We start from the raw sequence: 20,351 nt of genomic DNA, 5'->3' as shown, positions 1-20,351 counted from the left end.
TTACTCGAAGCAGATTTCGATAGTGGCGCGACCGAAATCCGATTCGAACGGCATCATGATCTTGGTGCCATCGGCACGGTGGGTGATGGTGTGGTTGGGGCCGGAGACGATGATGGGGGTCGCCATGTCAAACTCGTAGCCCTTCTCGCCCAGCATCCGCTTGGCACCGCCGGTCACCATGTTGGTGATTTCACCGACCATGTCGGTCACCTCTTCGTTGATGTTGGCGGGCGCTTCCCCCAGCATGCGGCGCATGATCTCCAGCGCCAGCCCCTTCTCGAAGCTGATGGAGAGGGAACCACGGGTCTGCGGGCCGACCATGCCAATCAGGCCGGAGACGTCGCCGCGCGCCAGCTCATCCATCTTGCGTTTCGGTTTGCCCGGTTTGAGTTCCAGCTGTGCCATGGTCGAGAGCACATTGAGCAGGGATAGCAGGAACGGATTTACAAAATCAGCCTTCATGATGACTTCCTACAGTGGGCGTACAACGGGCACATTGGCCATGTGCCTCTATCGTCTTATTGGTAATAGTAAAACCATGCAAGTGGGCCTGCTCGGAAAACGCGCTATCGATCGCCGTATCGTGAAGCTCGACCACATCCCCGCACTCGTCGCAGATCAACAACTGCATCGGGTGAGCGTGATCGAAGTGGCAGCAGAAGATAAACGCGTTGAGAGATTCCACCTTGTGAGCAAAGCCCTGTTCGAGCAAAAAATCGAGTGCCCGATAGACGGTTGGCGGCTTGGCATTGGCTTCGGTTTGTTGCAGCTGGGCCAACAAATCATAGGCGCTGATGGCATTGCCGTGTGCCGCCAGCAGGCGAAATACCTGACGCCGGGTCGGGGTGAAGCGGATCCCTCGCTGTATACAGAGTCGCTCGGCTCGTTGTAAAAGTTGGTCTTGATTCATGATCGCGCAGATACCCTTTCTATTAGCCGGATACTATCACAGGGCCTCGCATGGCGCGGCGACAAAATTCATTTTCTGGGGCTGCTTCACGTTGTGATAAAATCCGCCCCTTTCTTTAGCCAACCCGGATGATTTTTATGCAGGCGCAGCGTTTTTCCATCGCCCCCATGCTGGACTGGACTGATCGGCATTGCCGTTACTTTCACCGACTGATGAGCCGCCAGACCTTGCTCTATACCGAAATGGTGACCACCGGCGCCATCATCCACGGCAAGGGTGATTATCTGGGTTACAGCGAGCAGGAGCACCCCATCTCCCTGCAACTGGGTGGCAGCAATCCTGCCGATCTGGCGCGCTGTGCCAAGCTGGCCGAGGAGCGCGGCTATGACGAGGTGAACATCAACGTCGGTTGCCCCTCCGATCGGGTGCAGAACGGCCGCTTTGGCGCCTGCTTGATGGGTGAACCGGCGCTGGTGGCAGACTGCGTCAAGGCGATGCGCGATGTGGTCGATATTCCGGTGACGGTGAAGACCCGTATCGGTATCGACGATCAGGACTCTTACGAGTTTTTGCAGGCTTTCATCGAACAGGTGCGCGATGCCGGTTGCGACACCTTTATCGTCCATGCCCGCAAGGCTTGGCTGAGTGGCCTGAGCCCCAAGGAGAACCGCGAGATCCCGCCCCTCGATTATCCTCGGGTCTATCGGGTCAAGCAGGATTACCCGGAGCTGACCATCGCCCTCAACGGCGGTGTCACCTCCATGGAGCAGACCCTTGAGCACCTGCAACACGTAGACGGCGTCATGATGGGGCGCGAAGCCTATCAGAATCCCTATATTCTGGCGCAGGTGGATAATCTGGTGTTCGGCCAGAATAACGCCGTGCCGAGCCGCCATGAAGTGGTGCGGATGATGCTGCCCTATATCGAGCAGGAGCTGGCCAAGGGCAACTACCTTTCCCACATGACCCGTCATATGCTGGGTCTGTTCCAGAACATGCAGGGGGCCCGCGCCTGGCGCCGTCACCTGAGCGAGAACGCCTGCAAACCGGGGGCGGATATTCAGGTGGTGCTGGATGCCATGGCCAAAGTGCCGGAGTTTGCCAGCAGCGAGACGGCCGAATAAGCCAGTTGTGCCAAGGCAAGAGCAACCAAAAAGCGCGTCAGTTGACGCGCTTTTTTGATCGCTGTCGCTTCAATATCTGAACTGGTTGATCAGCCGCGAGAGGTCCTGCAGCCGCTCTACCAGCAGGGTGATGCCATCGAGGGCCTGCCTGCTGTTGTCGGCGGTGTGGCTGGCCAGCTGGTGGATCTGGTGTATCCCTTCATCGAGCGTCGCCGTGACGTCGGCTTGCTGACTCACCGCCTGGGCGATCTCGTCGCTGGTGCGGGTTACCTGCCCCAGCATCCGGTTGATCTGGGTGAGCACGTCGGCGGTGGTGCCCGCGTGCTGCTGGCAGCGCACCGAAGTCTGCGCCCCTTGCGTCATCCCGTCCGACAGCTGTCGTGTAGTCTGTTGCAGCGCCTGGATCATCTCGTGGATCTCGCTGGTCGAGGCACGGGTCTTCTGAGCCAGCGCCCTCACTTCATCCGCCACCACGGCAAAACCGCGCCCCTGTTCGCCCGCCCGGGCAGCCTCGATGGCCGCATTGAGGGCGAGCAGGTTGGTCTGGTCGGCGATTTGACTGATCACCTCCAGAATACCGCTGATCTTCTGGCTGTCGCTGGTGAGCTGGGCCAGCACTGCGTGGTTGGCATCCAGCTCCTGATGGAGTTGGTTGACGGCAGATCGGGTGGTCGCCAATGCTTGCAGCCCCTCGTCGGAAACCTGCTGTACCTCTATAACCAGATTGCTCGCCTCATGGGCACTGTGGGCCACATCCCGAATGGAGTGGCTCAGCTCGGTGATGGCGGTCGCCAGCTGCTCGCTGTGGGCGCGCTGCTGCTGCAGATGAGTATCAATGGTCTGGATATTGCCCCGGTCATCTTCGGCTGCCTGCAGGATCTGCTGGTTGGTGTCGGCGCTGCGCCCGACCACGGCCTTGAGCTCGGCCTGCTTCATCCGCAGGGCCAGTTCGACGGCCGCCAGAGTGTCGCGCCGTCGGGTGTAGAGCACCTGACAGAGGCGGGTTCCCTTGTCTTGATCGGCAAGGGTGAGCAGATGAGCCAGCCGTTGCTGCAGTCGCCAGCCGTGGATTGCCTGTGCCAACAGCAACAAGGCGGTGGGCAGCAGCCATAACAGGTTGCCGGTGGCAAAAGTAGCCAGGGTATTGAGCAATGCAGAAACGGAGAGCCAGAGGGTCAGCTGGCCCGGTTCAATGTGAAACCGGCTCAGCCAGGGAAGTGCCTTGCCGCTGCGCAGCAGGCCATAGAGCTGCTCGGCCCAGGCCACATCGCTGGCGGCGGGTTTGGTGCGCACCGACTGGAACTCGACGATCTCCTTCTGCGCATTGAGGATCGGGGTGACGTAAGCGTTTACCCAATAGAACTGACCGCTTTTGGCGCGGTTCTTGACCAGCCCCATCCAGCTTTTGCCCTGTCGCAGCCGCTGCCACATGTCGGCGAAGGCCGCTTTGGGCATGTCGGGGTGTCGCACCAGATTGTGGGGTACCCCTTCCATTTCGGCAGCACCATACCCGGCTACATCACAGAAGTGCTGGTTGGCATAGGTAATATGACTGGCGGGATCAGTGGTCGAGATGAGTGCGATGTTGTCGGGGAAGTGTATCTCCCCCTCCTGATGGAGTTTGGTCATGTGTCGTTCCTGAAAAAGCCAAATAACTGATAAATATATTTTTTATTGTCGTTCTCAGTTAATCATTCTAAGGCTCTTCAGTGACCCGAACTTGGCTTGGGTCAATTAATCAACACAATGAATTGATGAAGTGAGGGTCAGCTGGCCGGTGTGAAATCGTGAACTTCGCCGCTTCTCGGTTTAAAGCGCGGATCGCTATCTTTGTAGCTGCGCACCAGCTCCATCGTCTTGCAAAAGCTGGTCTGCTTGTCGTACTCCTGACGAGCCAACTCGATGGCCCGCTCGGCCCGGCGCCGCTCCATCTTGTCAGACTTGCGATCGCTAAACTGTTGCTGCTGGTGCAGCATCCAGCCGACAAACTCTTGCTGGCATTGGGATTCGCTGTTGGCCTGAGCAGGCAGGGTCCACAACAACGAGAGCAGTATCAAATAACGCATGTCTGACTGGGTATTGAAGATTAATTGAACAGAAGGGGCGGCATTTTAGGCTGGAAATCGGGATGTGAACAGTATCAATAGCGAGGCCCTGCGGGGCCTCGCATCGTTGTGGCTGGTGTCAGTGTTTGATCAGATAGAGCTGGCGGCTGTAGGCCACATCTTCCGGGTTGTTGATGGGGTAGCCCTTGAGCCATGGCTTGATGAGTCGGGCATTGGTGTACTGGTAGATGGGGGCGATGGGGGCTTGATCCAGCAGGATCGCCTCCGCCTCGCCAAACAGCTTGCTGCGGCTGGCGGCATCCTGAGTGCTGGCCGCCTCTGCCAGTAGCTGGTCATAACGGGCATTGGCAAAGCCAGCCATATTGCCGCTGTGACGAGAGCCCCACAGGCCAAGGAACGCTGAAGGGTCGTTATAATCGGCGACCCAGGAGGAGCGGATCACCTCGAACTGACCGCTCTGGCGACTGTCGAGATAGGTTTTCCACTCCTGATTGGTCAGCTCGACCTCGGCGCCCAGCTTCTGCTTCCACATGCTGGCGATGGCCAGCGCCATCTTCTTGTGAATTTCCGCGGTGTTGTAGAGCAGGGTCAGCTTGAGCGGCTTGTCCGGGCCGTAACCAGCCTCCTTGAGCAGGGCCTTGGCCTTGCTGTCCAGCGCTGGCTGGCTGCTGATGGAGAGCAGGTTGGCGGTTGGGGTAAAGCTGGCGGTCACATCCGGAGTGAAGTGATAAGCCGGTTTCTCGCCGGTACCGAGCACCTTGTCGGCGATCAGGGCGCGGTCGATGGTGTAGGAGAGCGCCTTGCGTACCCGCACATCGTTCAGTGGTGCCTGACGGGTATTGAAAGCGTAGTAGTAGGTGCCGAGCTGATCCGGGGTGTAGACCTCATTCGGGATCTGCTGCTTCAGCTTGTCGTACTGCTCCTTGGGGAAGGATTCGGTGATATGCAGATCGCCCGCCAGGTAGCGGTTGGTCGCCGCGCTCTCCTGATTGATCGGCATGAAGATCACCTTGGTCAATACGGTATGGGCCCGATCCCAGTAATAAGGGTTGGGGGTCAGCTCCAGCTTCTCGTTGACCACCCGGTTGTTCAGCACAAAGGCACCGTTGCCCACCAGTTTGCCGGGTTGAGTCCACAGGTTGCCGTACTGCTCGATGCTGGCCTGATGGAGCGGCGACAGGCTGGGGTGGCTTAGCAGGTTCAGGAAGTAGGGCACCGGCTGGGAGAGGGTCACCTGCAGGGTGTGGTCATCGAGGGCCTTGACCCCCAGCTCGCTGGCAGGCAATTTGCCAGCGACTATCTCGTCCACCTTGTCGAAACGGGCCAGTTGGGCAAACCAGGCGAAGGTGGCCGCCTCTTTCGGGTCGACCAGCTTGCGCCAGCCGTAGACGAAGTCGCCGGCCTTGACCGGATCGCCGTTGGACCAGCGCGCATCCGGGCGCAGATGGAAGGTAAAGAACTGGTTGCCCTTGTTCTCCCAGCTGGCCGCCACCCCGGCAACCGGTTTGCCATCCGGCCCCTGGGTCAGCAGCCCTTCGAACAGATCCCGCAGTACCTGCAACTCCGGCAGGCCGACCAGCTTGAGCGGGCTCAGGCTCGCAGGTTCATCCTTGAGGTGGCGAACGACAATCTGCTCGGCGGCGAGTTGTGTTCCGGCGGGAATATCGGCAGCCTGGACAGCAGCACAGCCCAGCAGGGCCAGCAAGGGGGTCCATCCTTTCATGGGTCGGATCCTTCAAATAGTGTGAAGCGGGGAGAAAACTCGGCGAGAAAATATCGCCGACAGATGGGAAATTATGATATCCCGTTTGCTGGTCTGACCGCCAGCATTCGACTCTCACTCCCAATCGGGGTAGAAGAGCGTTCCCGGCGTCTGTGCAGTTCAATGTGGTGAGGAGTGTCAAACGATGAAAGCATGGTTAGTGCTGGCCTGTGTGTTGAGCCAGGGTGCCTGGGCGTTGGCCCCGTGCCAGAGCGACACGGCGGTGGGCAACTGGTGCGAGATCGGCATCGATGCCTTGCACCCGACCCAGGGGGGCGTCGGCCAGATCCAGGTCGATGAAACCCAGGCCACATTGGCGGGCATGAGCGCAAAGCAGCTCGACAAGTTGATGAAAAAGAAAGAGATCCCCGTGGTGATTGCGCCGGATGGCAGCTACTGGCTGGTGGACCGCCACCATCTCACCAAGGCGTTGTGGCAGCAGGGCGTCAAGGATGCCCGGGTCAAGGTGATTGGCCGTCTGCAGGATAAAGCCAACTTCTGGAGTCAGATGCAGAACAACCACTGGGCCTGGCTCAAGGATGAGAAGGGGCAGCCGCTGACCCCGGAGCAGTTGCCGAGCAGCATCGACAAGCTGCCTGATTACCCCTATCGCACCCTCGCCGGACTGCTGCAGAATGCGGGCTACTTTCGCAAGGACAAACAGGTCTATTTCGTCGAGTTTGCCTGGGCCAGCTGGCTCGGCAAGCAGATGCAATGGATGCCGGTGGACAGCGCCAATCTGGCGGCCCGCCTGCAACAGGCCAAACGGCTCGCCTGCGGCAGCGATGCCAAGGAGCTACCCGGTTATCCCGGCAAGCAGTGCAGCCTCAACCAGTCCAAAAGCGCGCAGTGAGTGGATGTGCGATGTCGGCATCCAGAGCATGTCGGAGATAAAAGAGGGCGACCCCGGGGTCGCCCTCTTGCTGTCAGCTACTGGTTAGCAGTGGTCACTCATGGCGCTCCGCCGCCTGTTCAAGCAGGGCGACGTCACCTTGCTGGATCTGCGGTAGCAGATCTTTGACCTGTTGATCCGGCCAATCCCACCAGGCGAGGGCCTGTAGCCGGGCAATCTCCTCCTCGCCAAAGCGCATCCGCACCACCTTGGCCGGGGTGCCTGCCACCATGGCATAGGGCGGCACATCCTGATTGACCAGCGAACGGGCGGCGATGATGGCGCCGTCGCCGATGGTGACACCGGGCATGATCATCGCCTCCATGCCGATCCAGACATCGTTGCCGATGCGGGTATCGCCAGCGGGGCGGTAGCTGCGCTGGAGCGCCGCCAGATCGGCGAACGGATAGGTGCTGATGAAGGACGTGTTGTGGGTGTGGTTGCCGCCCATGATGATCTTTACCCCGGCGGCAATCTGCACATAGTCGCCGATATGGAGCCGGTCGATATGCCAGAGCGGCTCCCAGCCGGTGTCCGGACTGCGGCTGAAGGGATCGCCATGGAGGTAGCGTACCGCCACCTCTTCGAAGGGGCCATCCCAGGCACCCGAGTAGTAGCTGTGCTGCCCCTTGAGGCAGATATTGGGGTTGGTCACCGTCAGGTGCAGGTATTCGACCTGCGACCAGTGTTGGCAGGGGTTCATGTTGGTACTCCTTTGCTGAATGGATCGGATGGGTTGCGTTCGCTTGAGCGCAGCTAATAGATCCAGACCAGCATGCGGGGCACGCAGAGCAGGGAGCAGCCCAGCATCTGCGGGAGGCGAGGTCGCATTGTGGTGTGCTCCAAAGAAGGGGGGAAGGGCACGATCATAAGGTCGGGCGCCGGGTTTGCCAAGGTTGCGCAGAGATCCTGCACTAACCCTCTGGTTGATATTTATTCTCAATTAGCCATGATAACACTCCCACCATGACGGATTCGGGAGAGCGAAATGACACCGCAAAGTTGGCAACGATACATGCTGGAGGCGGAGCGTGCCTGGCAGGCCGGTTCGCTGGGGGCGGCGATCTGCTTTTATCAGCAGGCGCTGGGGGATGTTTACGAGATGACCCAGGTCGAGTTGACCGAGCTGGCCACCATGCGGGTCGCCACCTGTCACCGGCTGGCCGACTTCTGGCGGGCGATGGATGAGCCGACTTATGAGCTGCGCTACCTGAAGCTCGCTTCCGAGCTGGTGACTGCGCTGGTGCCACAGTGCCCCAATCGGGAGTGCGAGGCACTGATCAGCGAGCTGGGTTGCTGTCGCGGCGCCCTGCTCGCCTTTCTCAAGCGTCACCCCAATCCGGAAATTGCCCGGCTGATCCAGCTGCAGGACAAGGTGCAGGGCTGCGAGCTGATCGGCCGTTTTCGCCTGAACTGAACGGATTGGGGCGAGGCTCAGCCCCGCCGTTTGAGTTTCTGGGCGATCCGCTGCTGCGCCTCTTCCCCTTGCAGTGCCTGGGCGAAGGCGCGCGCCTCCAGATCGATGACAAAGTGCACCGCCTGTTTGAGCTCCTGTTTCAGCAGCGCCTTGCTCTTTTGCAGCGCTCTGGGCGGCTTGGCCGCCAGCTTCAGCCCCTGCTCGCGGGCAAAGGAGAGCAATCCATCGGCCGCCACCACCTTGTTGGCGAGCCCGAGTCGCAGCGCCTCCTCGGCATCCATCGCCTCGGCCAGCAGCAACAGCTCCGCCGCCTTGAGGTGCCCCACCAGACGCGGCAGCAGCAGGCTGGAGGCAAACTCCGGCACCAGCCCCAGCTCGACGAAGGGGAGCTGCAAGCGGGCGTTATCCCCCAGATAGACCAGATCGCAGTGCAGCAGAATGGTGGTACCGATCCCCACCGCCGGGCCTGCAACGGCGGCGACCACAGGTTTGGGGAAGTCGGCCAGGGTGTGGAGGAACTGCAGTATGGGGTCGTCGGGCTCCAGCGAACTCTTGCCCATAAAGTCGGCCAGATCATTGCCCGCGGTAAAGCAATCTTGCTGCCCCTGCAACAGCAGGACATGCACCTCCTCATCGGCTGCCGCCTCTCGCAGCGCGGCTACCAGCTGTTGATACAGCTCGGTATTGAGGGCGTTGCGCTTGTCGGGGCGGTTGAGGGTCAGGGTGAGCAAGCCATCCTGCTGCTCGGCAATGAGAATGGGGGCCATGTCTAAATCCTTGTTATTGAAAGGTGCAAAAAAGGTTGCCGCTGGGGTAACCTTGGCGCCGTTTAACAACATCATAAAAGGATTTCAACCATGTTTAAACGTGCGTTTTATTCTCTGCTGGTTCTGGGTATGACGGCGCCTGCACTGGCCAAGGTCGAGGCTGTCGACGGTTATGTGCGCCTGTTGCCGCCGGGCTCACCCAACACTGCCGCCTTTATGGTGCTCAAGAATGACGCCGACCAGCCGGTCAAGCTGGTGGCGGCGGCTTCTGCTGCGGCGGGGCGTGCCGAGCTGCACACTCACCTGCACGAAAATGGCGTGATGAAGATGCGTCAGGTCGAGAATATCGAGATCCCGGCCAAGGGCGAGGCGGTGCTGAAACCGGGCAGCCTGCACATCATGCTGTTCGAGGTGGGCACGCTCTCCGAGCAGACTCCTTTCCCGCTCACCCTCACCATGGATGATGGTCAGAAGCTGGATCTGTCACTGCCGGTGAAGCCGATTGAGCCGATGGCAGAGATGAAGCATATGAAGCACTGACATTTGTCGTCGTTTGTTCAGGATTGACGCTGGGTATTTTGGCTGCACCGAGTAAAATAGTGCTCTTTTCCATGTATGCAAGAGGAAGTGACGTAATGAAAAAGACGCTGATTGCCGGTTTTGTGCTGGCTCTGTGCAGCCAGAGTGCCATGGCCGCTGACGACTGGCGTTTTGCCGCCGGTGCCGACGTATGGGCCGCCAAGGGCAGTGGTCAGGCTTATGGCACCAGTGCTGATGGCAGCTATGACGACAGCTACAACTGGAACGGCTATCTGCAACTGGAACACGGCATCATCTTCCTGCCGAACGCCAAGTTTGAAGTCTCCGATTTCAGCACCTCCGGCGGCAACTTCAAGAACGATCTGACTGCCTACGATCTGAGCCTCTACTACCGTCTGTTCAACAACGATCTGTTCAAGATCGATCTGGGTATGACCGGTCGTCACTACGATGGCGAGCAGGTCTACTCCGGTCGCAAGGGTTATGACGAAGATACCCTGATGGCCTATGCCGGCAGCGAAGTGAAGATCCCGGGCACCGGCATCGCCTTCTTCGGCGATCTGCGTACTCACGATGCGGACAACTATGACTACCGTCTGGGTGGTTCCTACAAGTTCTCCTCCATGCCGATCAAGCTGCGCGCCGGCTGGCGTGAAGCCAAGGTCGACTTCGCCAATATCGACCAGTCTGTCGATGGCTGGTTCATGGGCGGCGAATTCACTTTCTAATCTGACCGTCGACTGACGACGAGGAGCGATAATGGGGCACATCATAGTGACAGGCGCCGGTTCTGGTCTCGGCCGGGCGCTGACCATCGGACTGGTTGAGCGGGGCCATCAGGTCTCCATGATGGGGCGCCGTTATCAGCGACTGCAGGAGCAGGAGCAACTGCTCGGCAGCGCGGTGATCGGCATCGCGGCCGATCTGGCACACCATGAAGAGGTCGACGTTGCCTTCGCCGCTGCGGTGGAGTGGGGTGGTCTGCCCGACATGGTGATCCACTGCGCCGGGGTCGGCGAGTTTGGCCCGGTCGGTGTCTATACCGCCGAGCAGATCCGCCGGGTGGTAGAGAGCAATCTCATCTCCACCATACTGGTGGCCCAGCAGACGGTGCGGCTTGTCGGTGAGAAAGGCGGAGTGTTGGCCAATGTGCTCTCCTCCGCCGCGCAGGTGGGCAAGGCCAACGAGAGTCTCTACTGCGCCTCCAAATGGGGGATGCGCGGCTTTCTCGAATCCTTGCGCGCCGAGCTGAAAGGCTCGCCGTTGCGGCTGGTCAACCTCTACCCGAGCGGGATCCGCAGCGAATTCTGGGACAACTCGGATCACGTGGACCCGAGTGGCTTCATGACCCCGGAAGATGCGGCGGCCTATATGCTCGACGCGCTGGAAGCCAGAAGCAGCTGCCACGTGACCGACCTCTTTATCGGTCGCAATCCCTGAGGCAACCCTTCATCCGGTTGCCGTCGTCAGCACACAGAAACAAAAAGCGCGCCAAATGGCGCGCTTTTTTATATCGGGAAGAGGGCGGAATTAACGGCCCAGCTTGGCCTTGAGCATGGCGATGATGTCGCTGATGGCCACTTCCTGCTTCTCGCCGGTGCGGCGGCACTTGTACTCCACCACTCCGTTGTCCAGACCGCGATCGCCGATGACGATGGCGTGCGGGATGCCCAGCAGCTCCATGTCGGCGAACATCACGCCCGGGCGCTCTTTACGGTCGTCGAACAGCACGTCCACACCGGCGGCTTTCAGCTCGGCGTAGAACTGTTGTGCCTGCTCGGCCACGCGCTCGGACTTGTGCATGTTCATCGGCACGATGGCCACTTCGAACGGGGCGATGGCGTCCGGCCAAATGATGCCGTACTGGTCGTTGTTCTGCTCGATGGCGGCAGCAACCAGACGGGAAACCCCGATACCGTAGCAACCCATCTCCATGGTGACGGATTTGCCAGCTTCGTTCAGCACGCTCGCCTTCATCGCTTCGGAGTACTTGGTACCCAGCTGGAAGATGTGGCCCACTTCGATACCGCGCTTGAGCAGCAGCTTGCCCTGGCCGCACGGGCTCGGGTCGCCTTCCACCACGTTGCGCAGGTCGGCAACTTCGTAGGTAGCAATGTCGCGATCCCAGTTGGCACCGGTCAGGTGGAAGCCGGTTTCGTTGGCGCCGCAGACGAAGTCCGCCAGATGGGCGGCGCTGCGATCGACGATGATGCGACCGGCAAAGCCGACCGGGCCGATGGAGCCTGCGTCGCAACCGGCGGCAGCTTTGATCTGCTCGTCGTTGGCGAAGGTCAGCGGGTTGGCCACGCCAGCCAGTTTCTCTGCCTTGATTTCGTTCAGTTCGTGGTCGCCACGCAGTACCAGCGCGATGACGGCCTGCTTGCCGTGCTCATCTTCCTCTGCCAGTACCAGCAGGGTCTTGGCGATGGCGGTCGGTGCCACGTTCAGGAAGGCAGCCACTTCGTCGATGGTGTGGACGTTCGGGGTGGCAACCTTGGTCAGGGCTACGGTGGCGGCTGCGCGCTCACCAGCCGGTGCCAGCGCTTCGGCCATCTCGATGTTGGCGGCGTAATCGGAGCTGTCGGAGAAGGCGATCAAATCTTCACCGCTCTCGGCCAGCACCTGGAATTCGTGGGAACCGGTACCACCGATGGAGCCGGTATCGGCCTGCACCGGACGGAAGTTCAGGCCCATGCGGGTGAACGCCTTGCAGTAGGCTGCGTGCATCTTCTCGTAGGTATCGACCAGAGATTCCTTGTCGATGTGGAAGGAGTAGGCATCCTTCATCAGGAATTCGCGGCCGCGCATCACGCCGAAGCGGGGGCGCACTTCGTCGCGGAACTTGGTCTGGATCTGGTAGAGGTTGAGCGGCAGCTGCTTGTAGCTGTTCACTTCGTAACGCACCAGAGCAGTGATCACCTCTTCGTGGGTCGGGCCCAGCACGAAGGGACGGTTGTGACGGTCGGTCAGACGGCACAGCTCGGGACCGTAGTCATCCCAGCGGCCGGACTCCTGCCACAGCTCGGCGGGTTGTACCACCGGCATGGAGACTTCGACGGCACCAGCATTGTTCATCTCTTCGCGAACAATGTTCTCGATTTTCTTCAGTACCCGCAGACCGGTTGGCAACCAGGCATACATGCCGGAGGCCAGTTTACGGATCATCCCGGCGCGCAGCATCAGCTGGTGGCTGACAACTTCAGCGTCGGAGGGGGTTTCCTTGAGAGTGGAAAGCAGATATTGGCTGGTACGCATCGCGGTAGACCTTAGCTAGAACGGGCGCGGGGCCCAGGATAATTTCAAGGGCGGAATTTTAACAGGCTGGGCGTTATGGCCCAAGGGCTAAATTTGCCGCAACCCGAAAGGTGGCAAGACCCGGCAGATGGCCAGGGGCAATGACCATTGCAACAAGCAGGCTTTTTATGCCTGCAATTTGGCCGGATCTCCGCTAAACTCTGCCACCTTTTCTCGATGGGCATGGCTCTGCCGCGTTCATCACCCCCCATTTTTAGTACTTTTGGAGCCGCTCATGCCGTTAGTGGGACATCAACACCAGATCGAGATCCTGGAACTGACCGACAAAGGAGATGGCAAAGGACGCCTGTTCGATCGCCCCCTGTTTGTCGAAGGTCTGCTGCCCGGTGAGCAGGCGCTGGTGGAGCTGACCGAGGTCAAGCCGAACTATCTGCACGGCAAGGTCGCCGAGCTGCTCCAGCCCTCCGCCGATCGGGTTGCCGATTTCTGCCCCAACACCGAGTGTGGTGGCTGTCAGGTACGTCCGCTGGCCTATCCGGCCCAGCTCAAGCTCAAGCAGGCACTGGTGCAAAGCGCACTGGAGCAGGTCGGGCTGGGTGACACCCCGGTCAAGGATATCCTTGGCATGGAGAGCCCGTTCGCCTATCGCAACAAGGCGCAATATGCGGTGCGTGGCTGTGACGCCGGTGCCGAGATCGGTTTTTATCGCAAGCACTCCCACGATCTCATCACCGCCGATGACTGTGCGGTGCAGGATCCGCTGCACGTCGAGCTAAACGCCCGGGTGCGCAACTGGATGCGCGAGCACGACATATCCGCCTATGACGAAGTGAACCACAGCGGCTGCGTGCGCAACCTGATGACCCGCAAGGGCTTCAAGAGCGGCGAGCTGATGGTGGTGCTGGTCACTTTGGGCGAGGAGTTACCGTTCGAAGCCGAGCTGCTGGCAGCCCTGAGCGATCTGCCGGTCACTACCCTGGTGCAGAACATCAACAACGAGCGCACCAACCGCATTCTGGGTGCCACCAACCGGGTGCTGCTCGGCGAAGGGGTGATCCGCGACAAGATCCACGAACTCGAGTTCGAGATCTCGCCCCTCTCCTTCTTCCAGAACAACCCGACCCAGACCGATGTGCTTTACTCCAGCGCCCTCGAGTATGCCGAGCTGACCGGTAACGAGACGGTGTTCGACATCTATTGCGGTATCGGTACCATCTCCCTGTTCCTGGCTGGCAAGGCCGCCAAGGTGGTGGGGATCGAGTCGGTGGAGAGCGCCATCAGCGATGCCCGCCGCAACGCCGCCCTCAACGGTATCGAGCACACCGAATTCCACGTCGGCAAGGCCGAGCAGCTGATGCCTGAACTGCACGCCCAAGGTGTGACCGCTGATGTGGTGGTGATGGACCCGCCCCGCAAAGGCTGTGACAAGGCGGTGCTGCAGACCCTGGTCGCCATGGCGCCCCGCCGTCTGGTCTATGTCTCCTGCAACCCGCAGACCCTGGCCCGCGACCTTGCCTGGCTGGTCAAGCAGGGCTTCGTGCTGGACGAAGTGCAGCCGGTCGATATGTTCCCGCACTCCATGCACGTCGAAGCGGTTGCCCGCCTGAGCTTGCCCGCCAAGGCATAAGTCGTCCCCAACTCTTGCCCACAAAAAAACGACGCCAGCTGGCGTCGTTTTTTTATCTCTGCAATCGGCGGATGGGCGATTAGCTGGCGCTCTGGCGCACCTCGGCGGCGATCTGGTCGAGCAGCTGTTGCCAGCCCTGACCCAGCTCGTTCACCAGCGCGTTGTAGCCATCTGCTGGCAGCACCCGCTCCTGACGGAAGGGGGCATCGCGCAGCACGGTGCCATTTTCCGCCAGCAGGCGCCAGCGGCCGCTCAGCACGGCGCTGCCGTCATGACGGCCCTGAAAGCGCTCCACCAGGATGGTCAGCACCGGCCCCTTGCGGGCGCCATCCTGCCGTACCACCCAGCCCGGCAGGCGGGTGGAGAGGCCATTGAGGGTGAGCTGGTTGAGCTGATCGTCCAGCGCACCGGCCCAGCGATGGTACTCGGTGAAGTGCAGCTCTTGCCCTTCCAGCTGATAGACCAGACTGATCCGGTCGAGCTGGCTGGCCAGTGCCACCGGGCGCAGCACCAGCTGGTGCTGTGGTTTGGCCGGGGCCGTTACGGGTTGCTGGCTGTCGGCATCGAGCGAATAGTAGTGCAGGCTTGGCTGGCTGCTGCAACCCGCCAGCAGCCCCAGCAGGGCCAGCGTCAGGATCTCTTTTTTCATTGTTTGCCTCGCTTGGGCTCAGGGTCCGATGGATGCGCGCGATCGAAGATCAGCGAGCTGGGCTGCTCGTTGAGGGAGTGCACCAGCGGCTGCAGTTCGCGCATCAACTGATTGAGGGTCTGCACCGACTGGCGCAGGTCCTGATTGGTCTGCGACTGGGCATCATAGGCCTGCAAGGTCTCCTGCAATTGCTTGAGGCTCTCGTTGAGCGAGGCGGGCAGCTGCTGGGTGGAATCCTTGGCGGTGAGCTTGTTCAGGTTGGCGCTGACTGCACTGATGTTCTTCAGGGTGCCATCCAGGGTGGTGAGTGACCCGTTGACCTTGGTCAGGGTGGTTGCCATGTCCATGTCGACAAACTTGTCGAGGATGAGGTTCACCTTGCGCTCGATCTGATCCAGCCCGCCCTGCACGGTGGGGAAGACCTGATAACCGGCCAGCTTGGCCTGCTCGAAACGTGGCGCGTCCGGATAGAAGTTGAGATCGATGATCTTGCCGCCGGTCAGCAGGCTCGAGGTCTTGAGGCTGGCACGCAACCCCTCCTTGAACTGCTTGCCGAACAGGGCGCGCCACTGATCCTTCTCCGCCTTGGCATAGCGGTGGGAGAGGCGCTGCACCTCGATGCGAGCCAGCACCGGGATCTGGCGGCTCTTGAAGATCTGCACGCCCTTGTCCTCGATGAGGTAGGGGGCGGAGATGACGGTACCGACCCGAATGCCGCGATACTGCACCGCCGCGCCCGGGTGCAGGCCACCCACGTTGTCATCGAACAGGAAGACGTAGTCGATGAACTGATCCAGACTACCGGCCAGCACGCTCGCCTCATCCTGGAACAGGGTGAACCCTTCCATCTGTTTGACCGGCTCGCCAGGCGCCCAGCCGGGTGGCAGACCCATGGTGATGCCGCCATCGATCAGGCTCTCCAGCGAATCCATCTTCACTTTCATCCCCTCGCTGCTCATGGAGACCTCGAAGCCTGGGGTCATCCAGAAGCGGGAGTTGCTGCTCACCAGAATGTCATAGGGGGCGTGGATGAAGATTTGATACTGCATCTCGCTCTTTTCCGGCAGGAACTTCGCCTCTTCCACCTGACCTATGGTGAAGCCCTGATAGTTGATGGGGGAGCCTTCCCCCAGCGCGCGGGTGTCGCGGCTGCTGAGGGTGAGACGCAGCCCCTTGGCATCAAGGGAGGCGAGCGGCGGTTTGTCGAGCATGGCGTATTCATCCCGCGCCCGACCTTTCTTGCCGGGGGCGAGCTCGATATAGGCGCCGGAGAGCAGGGTGCTCAGACCCGATACCCCTTCACGGCCCACTCTGGGCTTGACCACCCAGAACTGGCTGTCACCGCGCAGCATGCCGGAGGCGGCATTGGTCAGCCGTCCTTTCAGCACGGCATGGCTATAGTCATCGCTCAGCTCGACGGCTTCGATGCGGCCGACGTCCACTTCGCGGGAGCGGATCACCGTCTTGCCAGCGACTATGCCCTCGGCAGTGGCGACTGTCAGGGTGAAACTCGGGCCCTGGGAGTACCAGTGCTGGAACAGCATCCAGAGACCGATGAACAGCGCCAGCAGGGGCACCATCCAGATTGCGGCGGCAGAGCTCAGAAAGTCAGAGCCCGGTTTCCACCTTTTTTTACGCTCACTCACGTTCGCGTTCTCCTTGTTGTAAATCCCAGATCAGGCGGGAGTCGAAACTCATGGCGGCGACCATGGTGATCAGCACCACACCTGCAAATGCGACGGCCGCAGGGCCGGGATAGATGGTCATCAGATTGTCGAGCCGGATCAGGCCCGCCAGAATGGCCACCACGAAGACGTCGATCATCGACCAGCGTCCGACAAATTCGGTCATGCGATAGAGTTTGAGCTTGCCGAGGGGGGAGGTGACATTGCCGCGCTGCACCATATAGCAAAGCCAGAATAGCGCCAGTATTTTCACCAGCGGCACCACCACGCTGGCGAAAAAGATCACGGCGGCAATTGGGTATGAGCCCATGGCCCAGAGCAGCACCACACCGCCGAGGATGGTGGAGGGGCTGTCATCACCGAGAAACACCGTATCCATGATGGGATAGACGTTGGCCGGAATGTAGAGAATGGCGGAGGTAAACAGCAGCGCCCAGGTGCGGTTCAGGCCGCCTGGCTTGCGCGCATGCAGTTTGCCGCCGCAGCGGGAGCAGCTGTGGCTGCCCACCTCGCTCAGGGCGCCACAGATATGGCAGCCCACCAGACCTGATTCCAGCGCACCCGCTTCCGGGTCGATCTCCCGCGACTCGGTAGGGCCGAACAGCCGCTGCCACAGCCACATCTGATCCAGTGAGGAGATCATCTTGATGAGCAGCACTGTGTAACCGACGAAAGCCCAGAACGACAGCCCCATCTTGATGTCGGCCATCCCCATCAGCTTGACCAGCGAGATGAGCACCCCCACCAGAAAGACATCCACCATCAGCCAAGGTTTGATCCGGCAGAGCAGACGGCCGAGGGAGCGCAGGGCATTGCTGTGCAGATCTTTATCGACCCGCCACAGCACCAGCATGATGGAGCCCATATAGACCAGCGGCAGGCCGATCAGGGTCAGGCTCAATACCGCGCCGAGAAACAGATAGCCCTCATCCACCAGGGTGGTGATGCTCTGCAAAAAGGTCATCTCCTGGCCCACCCCTTTGGCCGAGAAGGACATAAAGGTAAAGGCATTGGCGAGCACGAACATGATGAGTGCCGCGAACCCGTAGGAGATCGGCCGCAACTCCTGCTGTGGCAGGTGGCGACTCAGGGTATGTCCGCAACGGGGGCAGCAGCTGGCCTGTCCCACCTCGAGCGGTGTGGCCGGTATCAGCAGGTCACACTCTTCGCAGGCAGTGGCATCATGGACATAGGTGGTGTGGTGTTGGTGTGAAACCGGATGCAAGATAAAACCCCAGATAAGGCCCGTGGTAGAGCCAGAGCTGGCGATTATCGCAGTTGTGCTGGTCAGCGACCAGCCCCCGGAGGGCGCTATTGCTGGCGGGAGTGAGAATGACTTTGACAAGCCAGTGCCCATTTAGCACAATCAAACGCCACTTTTTTTCCGCGGGACAATAATTTATGACAACTGAATCCCCCAGCTACTCCACGATTGAGCAAGCCTTCTCCCTCGGGAACGGGCAAGATTCTGCCCTCAACTGGTTGCGCAAGAACCGCAGTCAGGTCGCTATTTTTCTGGTGAGCGGCATCAAGCTGGAAGGCACCATCAGCGGGTTCGACCAGTACAGCGTGCTGCTGACCGATGCTCATGGTAACCAGCAGCTGGTCTACAAGGCCAAGATCTCCACCATCGCCATGCACACCGGCCGTCCGCAGGTGAACATCCAGCGTGCTCGCAAGCCGCGTGTCTCCATGGCGCCGCGCCCCCACGGTGCGCCGGGTCGTTATGACGACAATCAGGGCGGCGGCAACAACGAGTAATCGTCTGCCCCGCACTCCTCGTTGACGCGCCCTGCGTCAGCGGCTGACGGAACCTGCTCTCATTTTTCATTAATGTCCCGTATGAGAGCCGGTTCCGGTTATCGCCCCTTGCAGGGCGATATTTTTTTCCGCACTACGCGGTTATGCCGACCGGTTGACCCTCTTTGACCATGTAGGTCTGCATACCCGCCGCCTCTCCGGCCTGTACCCCGATTCCGGTATCTTCAAACACCAGACAGCCTGATGGCTCGACCCCCAGCTTGCTGGCGACCAGCAGGAAGGTGTCCGGATTGGGCTTGTGCAGCTCCACATCGTCTGCGGTGACCACCACAGAGAAGTAGCGATCCAGCCCGGTGTTGCGTAGCACCGCTTCGGCGTTGACGCGGGGCGAGCCGGTGCCGATCCCCATCGGGATGACGCCATGATAGCGCTCGACCAGCGCCTGCATGGCCGGAAAGACGGTCGCCTTGTGCAGGTTGGCCACATAGTGGGCGGTCTTGCAGCGGGTGACTTCGAGGGGATCGAGGGGGATCTGCTGCTCCTGTGCGACCAGCAGGGCTATCTTGCGGCTCGGCATGCCACCCAGCTCATAGAACCAGTCGGCATCGAAGTGAAAGCCAAATTCGCGGGCGGTATGTTCCCAAGCGGCGAGGTGCAGCGGCATGGAGTCGACCAGGGTGCCATCAAGGTCAAAGACCAGGCCTTGGAATCCGGAAAGCGTCATGGTGCGGGTCAGTCTCTGAAAAAAGGGAGTCCATTCTAGCCAGTGGCTCCCCGCCTCGCCATCACCTAGCTGGTGAGAAACGCTTGCCCCCACATTTGTGACTGAAAATAGACGGGGGTGAGCTGGGCCGGATCGAGTTGATATTTGGGGGCAAGCTGTTCCAGCAGGGCCCAGTTGCCCTGTTCATAGGTGCTGACCAGCTGAAACAGATGAAAGAGTGGCCCTTCGTGCAGTTCGATGGCGCGCTGCACGCTCTTGGGCAGGTGGGCCATCAGCGGCTCCGACAGCAGGGATCCATCAAGCACCAGCCCTACCAGAAAGGCCCAGCTGGCCTCCGCTTTACCGAGGGCGGTGAGGGCAATCAACTCGCAGAAGCGGCCGCGGGCGATGGCCATTCGGGTGCAGGCCTCCGGCATGTGCTGGCTCACCCGGGCCAGACCGTTGATCAGCACGAACTTGCGGATCTCCTGCTCCCCCAGATAGGAGAGGGCGCGGGGCACCGAGGTGATGGGGGCGGCATGATCGAAGCCGGGGGCGTTGACGTAGGTGAGCAGCAGGCCGGGCAGCCAGGTATCCTGCTCCAGCAGGCGGGCTACCTGGGTGAAGGAGAACTCTTCGTGGCAGATGAGCTGGAGGATCTGCTGTACCAGCGCCATATCGGGCTGGTTGGCCCGCTGATTAACCAGCTCCGGACGGGCGAGAAAGCCGCCGGCAAAGAAGTCGACCCCAGCCTCCCGCAGCGGGAGAAAATCCGCCCAGGTTTCGATGTTCAGCGCCATCCGCTTGTGTTCGGTGGGCTGGCAGATCCCCTCTTCCCCCATCCAGTACACCAGCAGGCGGCTGGCGCCGAGCCAGCGTGGATCCCGGTTGGCGCCGTGCACCGCCAGTCTGCGCCGACTGTCGCGCCACTGCTCCAGCACCGGGAACGAGTTGGGCTGGCGTTCACTGGAGGCTTCAACCAGCGGGATCGCGTCCTGATCCAGCAGCAGGGGGCGCTGTTCATCGAGCTGTTCGTGGGTGAAGGGCACCAGATATTGACGCCCCTGCGCTAGCAGGCGGCAATGTTGCGCCAGTGAAGGCCATTCGGCCGGTGAGCTGAGCTGATAGTCGATGCCGTAGGCCACCAGAGCCAGGCGACGATTGAAGATAGGGTAGCGACGCAACAGCATGGG

At 60.6% G+C, this 20,351-nt stretch carries 21 protein-coding genes; 8 read left to right on the top strand and 13 right to left on the bottom strand.

The window, feature by feature from the left end; all coding sequences use genetic code 11:
• Positions 1–462, bottom strand: coding sequence for a chemotaxis protein CheX (locus OKB77_RS13760; protein WP_005335807.1), 462 nt, complete (start codon positions 460–462; stop codon positions 1–3).
• Positions 452–910 (bottom strand): zinc uptake transcriptional repressor Zur, encoded by a 459-nt coding sequence (gene zur, locus OKB77_RS13755; RefSeq protein ID WP_005335805.1) that lies wholly within the window; start codon positions 908–910, stop codon positions 452–454. Before zur ends, OKB77_RS13760 begins: the two co-directional genes overlap by 11 nt.
• 137 nt (positions 911–1,047) lie before the next feature.
• On the opposite strand from zur, the gene dusA reads away from it, so the two are divergent.
• Positions 1,048–2,034: a tRNA dihydrouridine(20/20a) synthase DusA gene (gene dusA, locus OKB77_RS13750; protein ID WP_123172337.1), complete on the top strand. Its 987-nt coding sequence runs from the start codon at positions 1,048–1,050 to the stop codon at positions 2,032–2,034.
• A 69-nt stretch (positions 2,035–2,103) separates the two neighbouring features.
• Here dusA and OKB77_RS13745 read toward each other — a convergent pair whose 3' ends face one another.
• The 3 genes from OKB77_RS13745 to OKB77_RS13735 all read right to left on the bottom strand — a co-directional run bounded on the left by OKB77_RS13745 (position 2,104) and on the right by OKB77_RS13735 (position 5,823).
• Positions 2,104–3,663 carry a methyl-accepting chemotaxis protein gene (locus OKB77_RS13745; protein ID WP_123172338.1) on the bottom strand — a complete coding sequence of 520 codons (1,560 nt, stop codon included), beginning with the start codon at positions 3,661–3,663 and terminating at the stop codon, positions 2,104–2,106.
• Positions 3,664–3,800: 137 nt separating this feature from the next.
• Positions 3,801–4,100, bottom strand: coding sequence for a hypothetical protein (locus OKB77_RS13740; RefSeq protein WP_005335795.1), 300 nt, complete (start codon positions 4,098–4,100; stop codon positions 3,801–3,803).
• A gap of 118 nt (positions 4,101–4,218) precedes the next feature.
• The gene (locus OKB77_RS13735) at positions 4,219–5,823 is read right to left on the bottom strand and encodes a peptide ABC transporter substrate-binding protein (RefSeq protein ID WP_123172339.1); all 1,605 of its coding nucleotides are present in this window, start codon (positions 5,821–5,823) and stop codon (positions 4,219–4,221) included.
• Positions 5,824–6,007: 184 nt separating this feature from the next.
• Here OKB77_RS13735 and OKB77_RS13730 point away from each other — a divergent pair, with 184 nt between their 5' ends.
• Positions 6,008–6,715 carry a ParB-like protein gene (locus tag OKB77_RS13730; RefSeq protein WP_123172340.1) on the top strand — a complete coding sequence of 236 codons (708 nt, stop codon included), beginning with the start codon at positions 6,008–6,010 and terminating at the stop codon, positions 6,713–6,715.
• A gap of 94 nt (positions 6,716–6,809) precedes the next feature.
• Here the strand turns inward: OKB77_RS13730 and OKB77_RS13725 are convergent, their stop codons facing one another.
• On the bottom strand, positions 6,810–7,457 hold the full coding sequence (locus OKB77_RS13725; RefSeq protein ID WP_123172341.1) for a CatB-related O-acetyltransferase: 648 nt from the start codon (positions 7,455–7,457) through the stop codon (positions 6,810–6,812).
• A 285-nt stretch (positions 7,458–7,742) separates the two neighbouring features.
• On the opposite strand from OKB77_RS13725, the gene OKB77_RS13720 reads away from it, so the two are divergent.
• The gene (locus OKB77_RS13720) at positions 7,743–8,171 is read left to right on the top strand and encodes a DUF2753 family protein (protein ID WP_005335785.1); all 429 of its coding nucleotides are present in this window, start codon (positions 7,743–7,745) and stop codon (positions 8,169–8,171) included.
• A 17-nt stretch (positions 8,172–8,188) separates the two neighbouring features.
• On the opposite strand, the gene OKB77_RS13715 is transcribed toward OKB77_RS13720, so the two are convergent.
• The gene (locus OKB77_RS13715) at positions 8,189–8,938 is read right to left on the bottom strand and encodes an enoyl-CoA hydratase-related protein (RefSeq protein WP_064341661.1); all 750 of its coding nucleotides are present in this window, start codon (positions 8,936–8,938) and stop codon (positions 8,189–8,191) included.
• A gap of 90 nt (positions 8,939–9,028) precedes the next feature.
• On the opposite strand from OKB77_RS13715, the gene OKB77_RS13710 reads away from it, so the two are divergent.
• The 3 genes from OKB77_RS13710 (at position 9,029) to OKB77_RS13700 (ending at position 10,918) form a co-directional block, all read left to right on the top strand.
• Positions 9,029–9,478: a copper chaperone PCu(A)C gene (locus OKB77_RS13710; RefSeq protein WP_005335782.1), complete on the top strand. Its 450-nt coding sequence runs from the start codon at positions 9,029–9,031 to the stop codon at positions 9,476–9,478.
• Positions 9,479–9,573: 95 nt separating this feature from the next.
• A complete protein-coding gene (locus OKB77_RS13705) occupies positions 9,574–10,206 on the top strand; it encodes a TIGR04219 family outer membrane beta-barrel protein (protein ID WP_005335781.1) in 633 nt (210 codons plus the stop codon).
• 31 nt (positions 10,207–10,237) lie between these two features.
• The gene (locus OKB77_RS13700; protein ID WP_139461080.1) at positions 10,238–10,918 is read left to right on the top strand and encodes an SDR family oxidoreductase; all 681 of its coding nucleotides are present in this window, start codon (positions 10,238–10,240) and stop codon (positions 10,916–10,918) included.
• Positions 10,919–11,008: 90 nt separating this feature from the next.
• On the opposite strand, the gene OKB77_RS13695 is transcribed toward OKB77_RS13700, so the two are convergent.
• Positions 11,009–12,733 carry a proline--tRNA ligase gene (locus OKB77_RS13695; RefSeq protein ID WP_123172343.1) on the bottom strand — a complete coding sequence of 575 codons (1,725 nt, stop codon included), beginning with the start codon at positions 12,731–12,733 and terminating at the stop codon, positions 11,009–11,011.
• Between the two features lie 274 nt (positions 12,734–13,007).
• Between OKB77_RS13695 and rlmD the strand changes: the two genes are divergently transcribed.
• Positions 13,008–14,360, top strand: a complete 1,353-nt coding sequence (gene rlmD / locus OKB77_RS13690; RefSeq protein WP_123172344.1) for a 23S rRNA (uracil(1939)-C(5))-methyltransferase RlmD — start codon at positions 13,008–13,010, stop codon at positions 14,358–14,360.
• A gap of 79 nt (positions 14,361–14,439) precedes the next feature.
• Here rlmD and OKB77_RS13685 read toward each other — a convergent pair whose 3' ends face one another.
• From OKB77_RS13685 to OKB77_RS13675, 3 genes are read right to left on the bottom strand one after another with little or no spacing between them, the layout of a single operon-like run.
• Positions 14,440–15,009, bottom strand: a complete 570-nt coding sequence (locus tag OKB77_RS13685) for a PqiC family protein (RefSeq protein ID WP_123172345.1) — start codon at positions 15,007–15,009, stop codon at positions 14,440–14,442.
• Positions 15,006–16,655 carry an intermembrane transport protein PqiB gene (gene pqiB, locus OKB77_RS13680; RefSeq protein WP_005335774.1) on the bottom strand — a complete coding sequence of 550 codons (1,650 nt, stop codon included), beginning with the start codon at positions 16,653–16,655 and terminating at the stop codon, positions 15,006–15,008. The genes OKB77_RS13685 and pqiB overlap by 4 nt, the downstream gene beginning before the upstream one ends.
• Positions 16,648–17,919, bottom strand: coding sequence for a paraquat-inducible protein A (locus OKB77_RS13675; protein WP_042081548.1), 1,272 nt, complete (start codon positions 17,917–17,919; stop codon positions 16,648–16,650). The genes pqiB and OKB77_RS13675 overlap by 8 nt, the downstream gene beginning before the upstream one ends.
• A 176-nt stretch (positions 17,920–18,095) precedes the next feature.
• Between OKB77_RS13675 and hfq the strand changes: the two genes are divergently transcribed.
• Complete coding sequence (gene hfq / locus OKB77_RS13670) at positions 18,096–18,455, top strand: RNA chaperone Hfq (RefSeq protein WP_005335772.1); 360 nt, start codon at positions 18,096–18,098, stop codon at positions 18,453–18,455.
• A gap of 133 nt (positions 18,456–18,588) precedes the next feature.
• Here the strand turns inward: hfq and OKB77_RS13665 are convergent, their stop codons facing one another.
• Both OKB77_RS13665 and OKB77_RS13660 read right to left on the bottom strand, forming a co-directional pair.
• The gene (locus tag OKB77_RS13665) at positions 18,589–19,179 is read right to left on the bottom strand and encodes an HAD family hydrolase (protein WP_270817844.1); all 591 of its coding nucleotides are present in this window, start codon (positions 19,177–19,179) and stop codon (positions 18,589–18,591) included.
• Positions 19,180–19,244: 65 nt separating this feature from the next.
• Positions 19,245–20,348, bottom strand: a complete 1,104-nt coding sequence (locus OKB77_RS13660) for an EAL and HDOD domain-containing protein (RefSeq protein ID WP_270817843.1) — start codon at positions 20,346–20,348, stop codon at positions 19,245–19,247.
• Positions 20,349–20,351: the final 3 nt, after the last annotated feature.

This window comes from Aeromonas sp. Y318-3, from assembly GCF_027706185.1.
GTDB lineage: Bacteria > Pseudomonadota > Gammaproteobacteria > Enterobacterales > Aeromonadaceae > Aeromonas > Aeromonas veronii.
This window is presented reverse-complemented; position numbering and strand designations above follow the sequence as displayed.

Coding starts and splice junctions, on each gene's coding strand:
- OKB77_RS13705 (WP_005335781.1), top strand. CDS start 9,574: ATGAAAAAGACGCTGATTGCCGGTTTTGTGCTGGCTCTGTGCAGCCAG.
- rlmD (WP_123172344.1), top strand. CDS start 13,008: ATGCCGTTAGTGGGACATCAACACCAGATCGAGATCCTGGAACTGACC.
- OKB77_RS13715 (WP_064341661.1), bottom strand. CDS start 8,938: ATGGCCCCCATTCTCATTGCCGAGCAGCAGGATGGCTTGCTCACCCTG.
- zur (WP_005335805.1), bottom strand. CDS start 910: ATGAATCAAGACCAACTTTTACAACGAGCCGAGCGACTCTGTATACAG.
- OKB77_RS13695 (WP_123172343.1), bottom strand. CDS start 12,733: ATGCGTACCAGCCAATATCTGCTTTCCACTCTCAAGGAAACCCCCTCC.
- OKB77_RS13665 (WP_270817844.1), bottom strand. CDS start 19,179: ATGACGCTTTCCGGATTCCAAGGCCTGGTCTTTGACCTTGATGGCACC.
- OKB77_RS13710 (WP_005335782.1), top strand. CDS start 9,029: ATGTTTAAACGTGCGTTTTATTCTCTGCTGGTTCTGGGTATGACGGCG.
- OKB77_RS13760 (WP_005335807.1), bottom strand. CDS start 462: ATGAAGGCTGATTTTGTAAATCCGTTCCTGCTATCCCTGCTCAATGTG.
- OKB77_RS13660 (WP_270817843.1), bottom strand. CDS start 20,348: ATGCTGTTGCGTCGCTACCCTATCTTCAATCGTCGCCTGGCTCTGGTG.
- OKB77_RS13720 (WP_005335785.1), top strand. CDS start 7,743: ATGACACCGCAAAGTTGGCAACGATACATGCTGGAGGCGGAGCGTGCC.
- OKB77_RS13730 (WP_123172340.1), top strand. CDS start 6,008: ATGAAAGCATGGTTAGTGCTGGCCTGTGTGTTGAGCCAGGGTGCCTGG.
- OKB77_RS13700 (WP_139461080.1), top strand. CDS start 10,238: ATGGGGCACATCATAGTGACAGGCGCCGGTTCTGGTCTCGGCCGGGCG.
- OKB77_RS13685 (WP_123172345.1), bottom strand. CDS start 15,009: ATGAAAAAAGAGATCCTGACGCTGGCCCTGCTGGGGCTGCTGGCGGGT.
- OKB77_RS13740 (WP_005335795.1), bottom strand. CDS start 4,100: ATGCGTTATTTGATACTGCTCTCGTTGTTGTGGACCCTGCCTGCTCAG.
- hfq (WP_005335772.1), top strand. CDS start 18,096: ATGACAACTGAATCCCCCAGCTACTCCACGATTGAGCAAGCCTTCTCC.
- OKB77_RS13745 (WP_123172338.1), bottom strand. CDS start 3,663: ATGACCAAACTCCATCAGGAGGGGGAGATACACTTCCCCGACAACATC.
- OKB77_RS13735 (WP_123172339.1), bottom strand. CDS start 5,823: ATGAAAGGATGGACCCCCTTGCTGGCCCTGCTGGGCTGTGCTGCTGTC.
- OKB77_RS13725 (WP_123172341.1), bottom strand. CDS start 7,457: ATGAACCCCTGCCAACACTGGTCGCAGGTCGAATACCTGCACCTGACG.
- dusA (WP_123172337.1), top strand. CDS start 1,048: ATGCAGGCGCAGCGTTTTTCCATCGCCCCCATGCTGGACTGGACTGAT.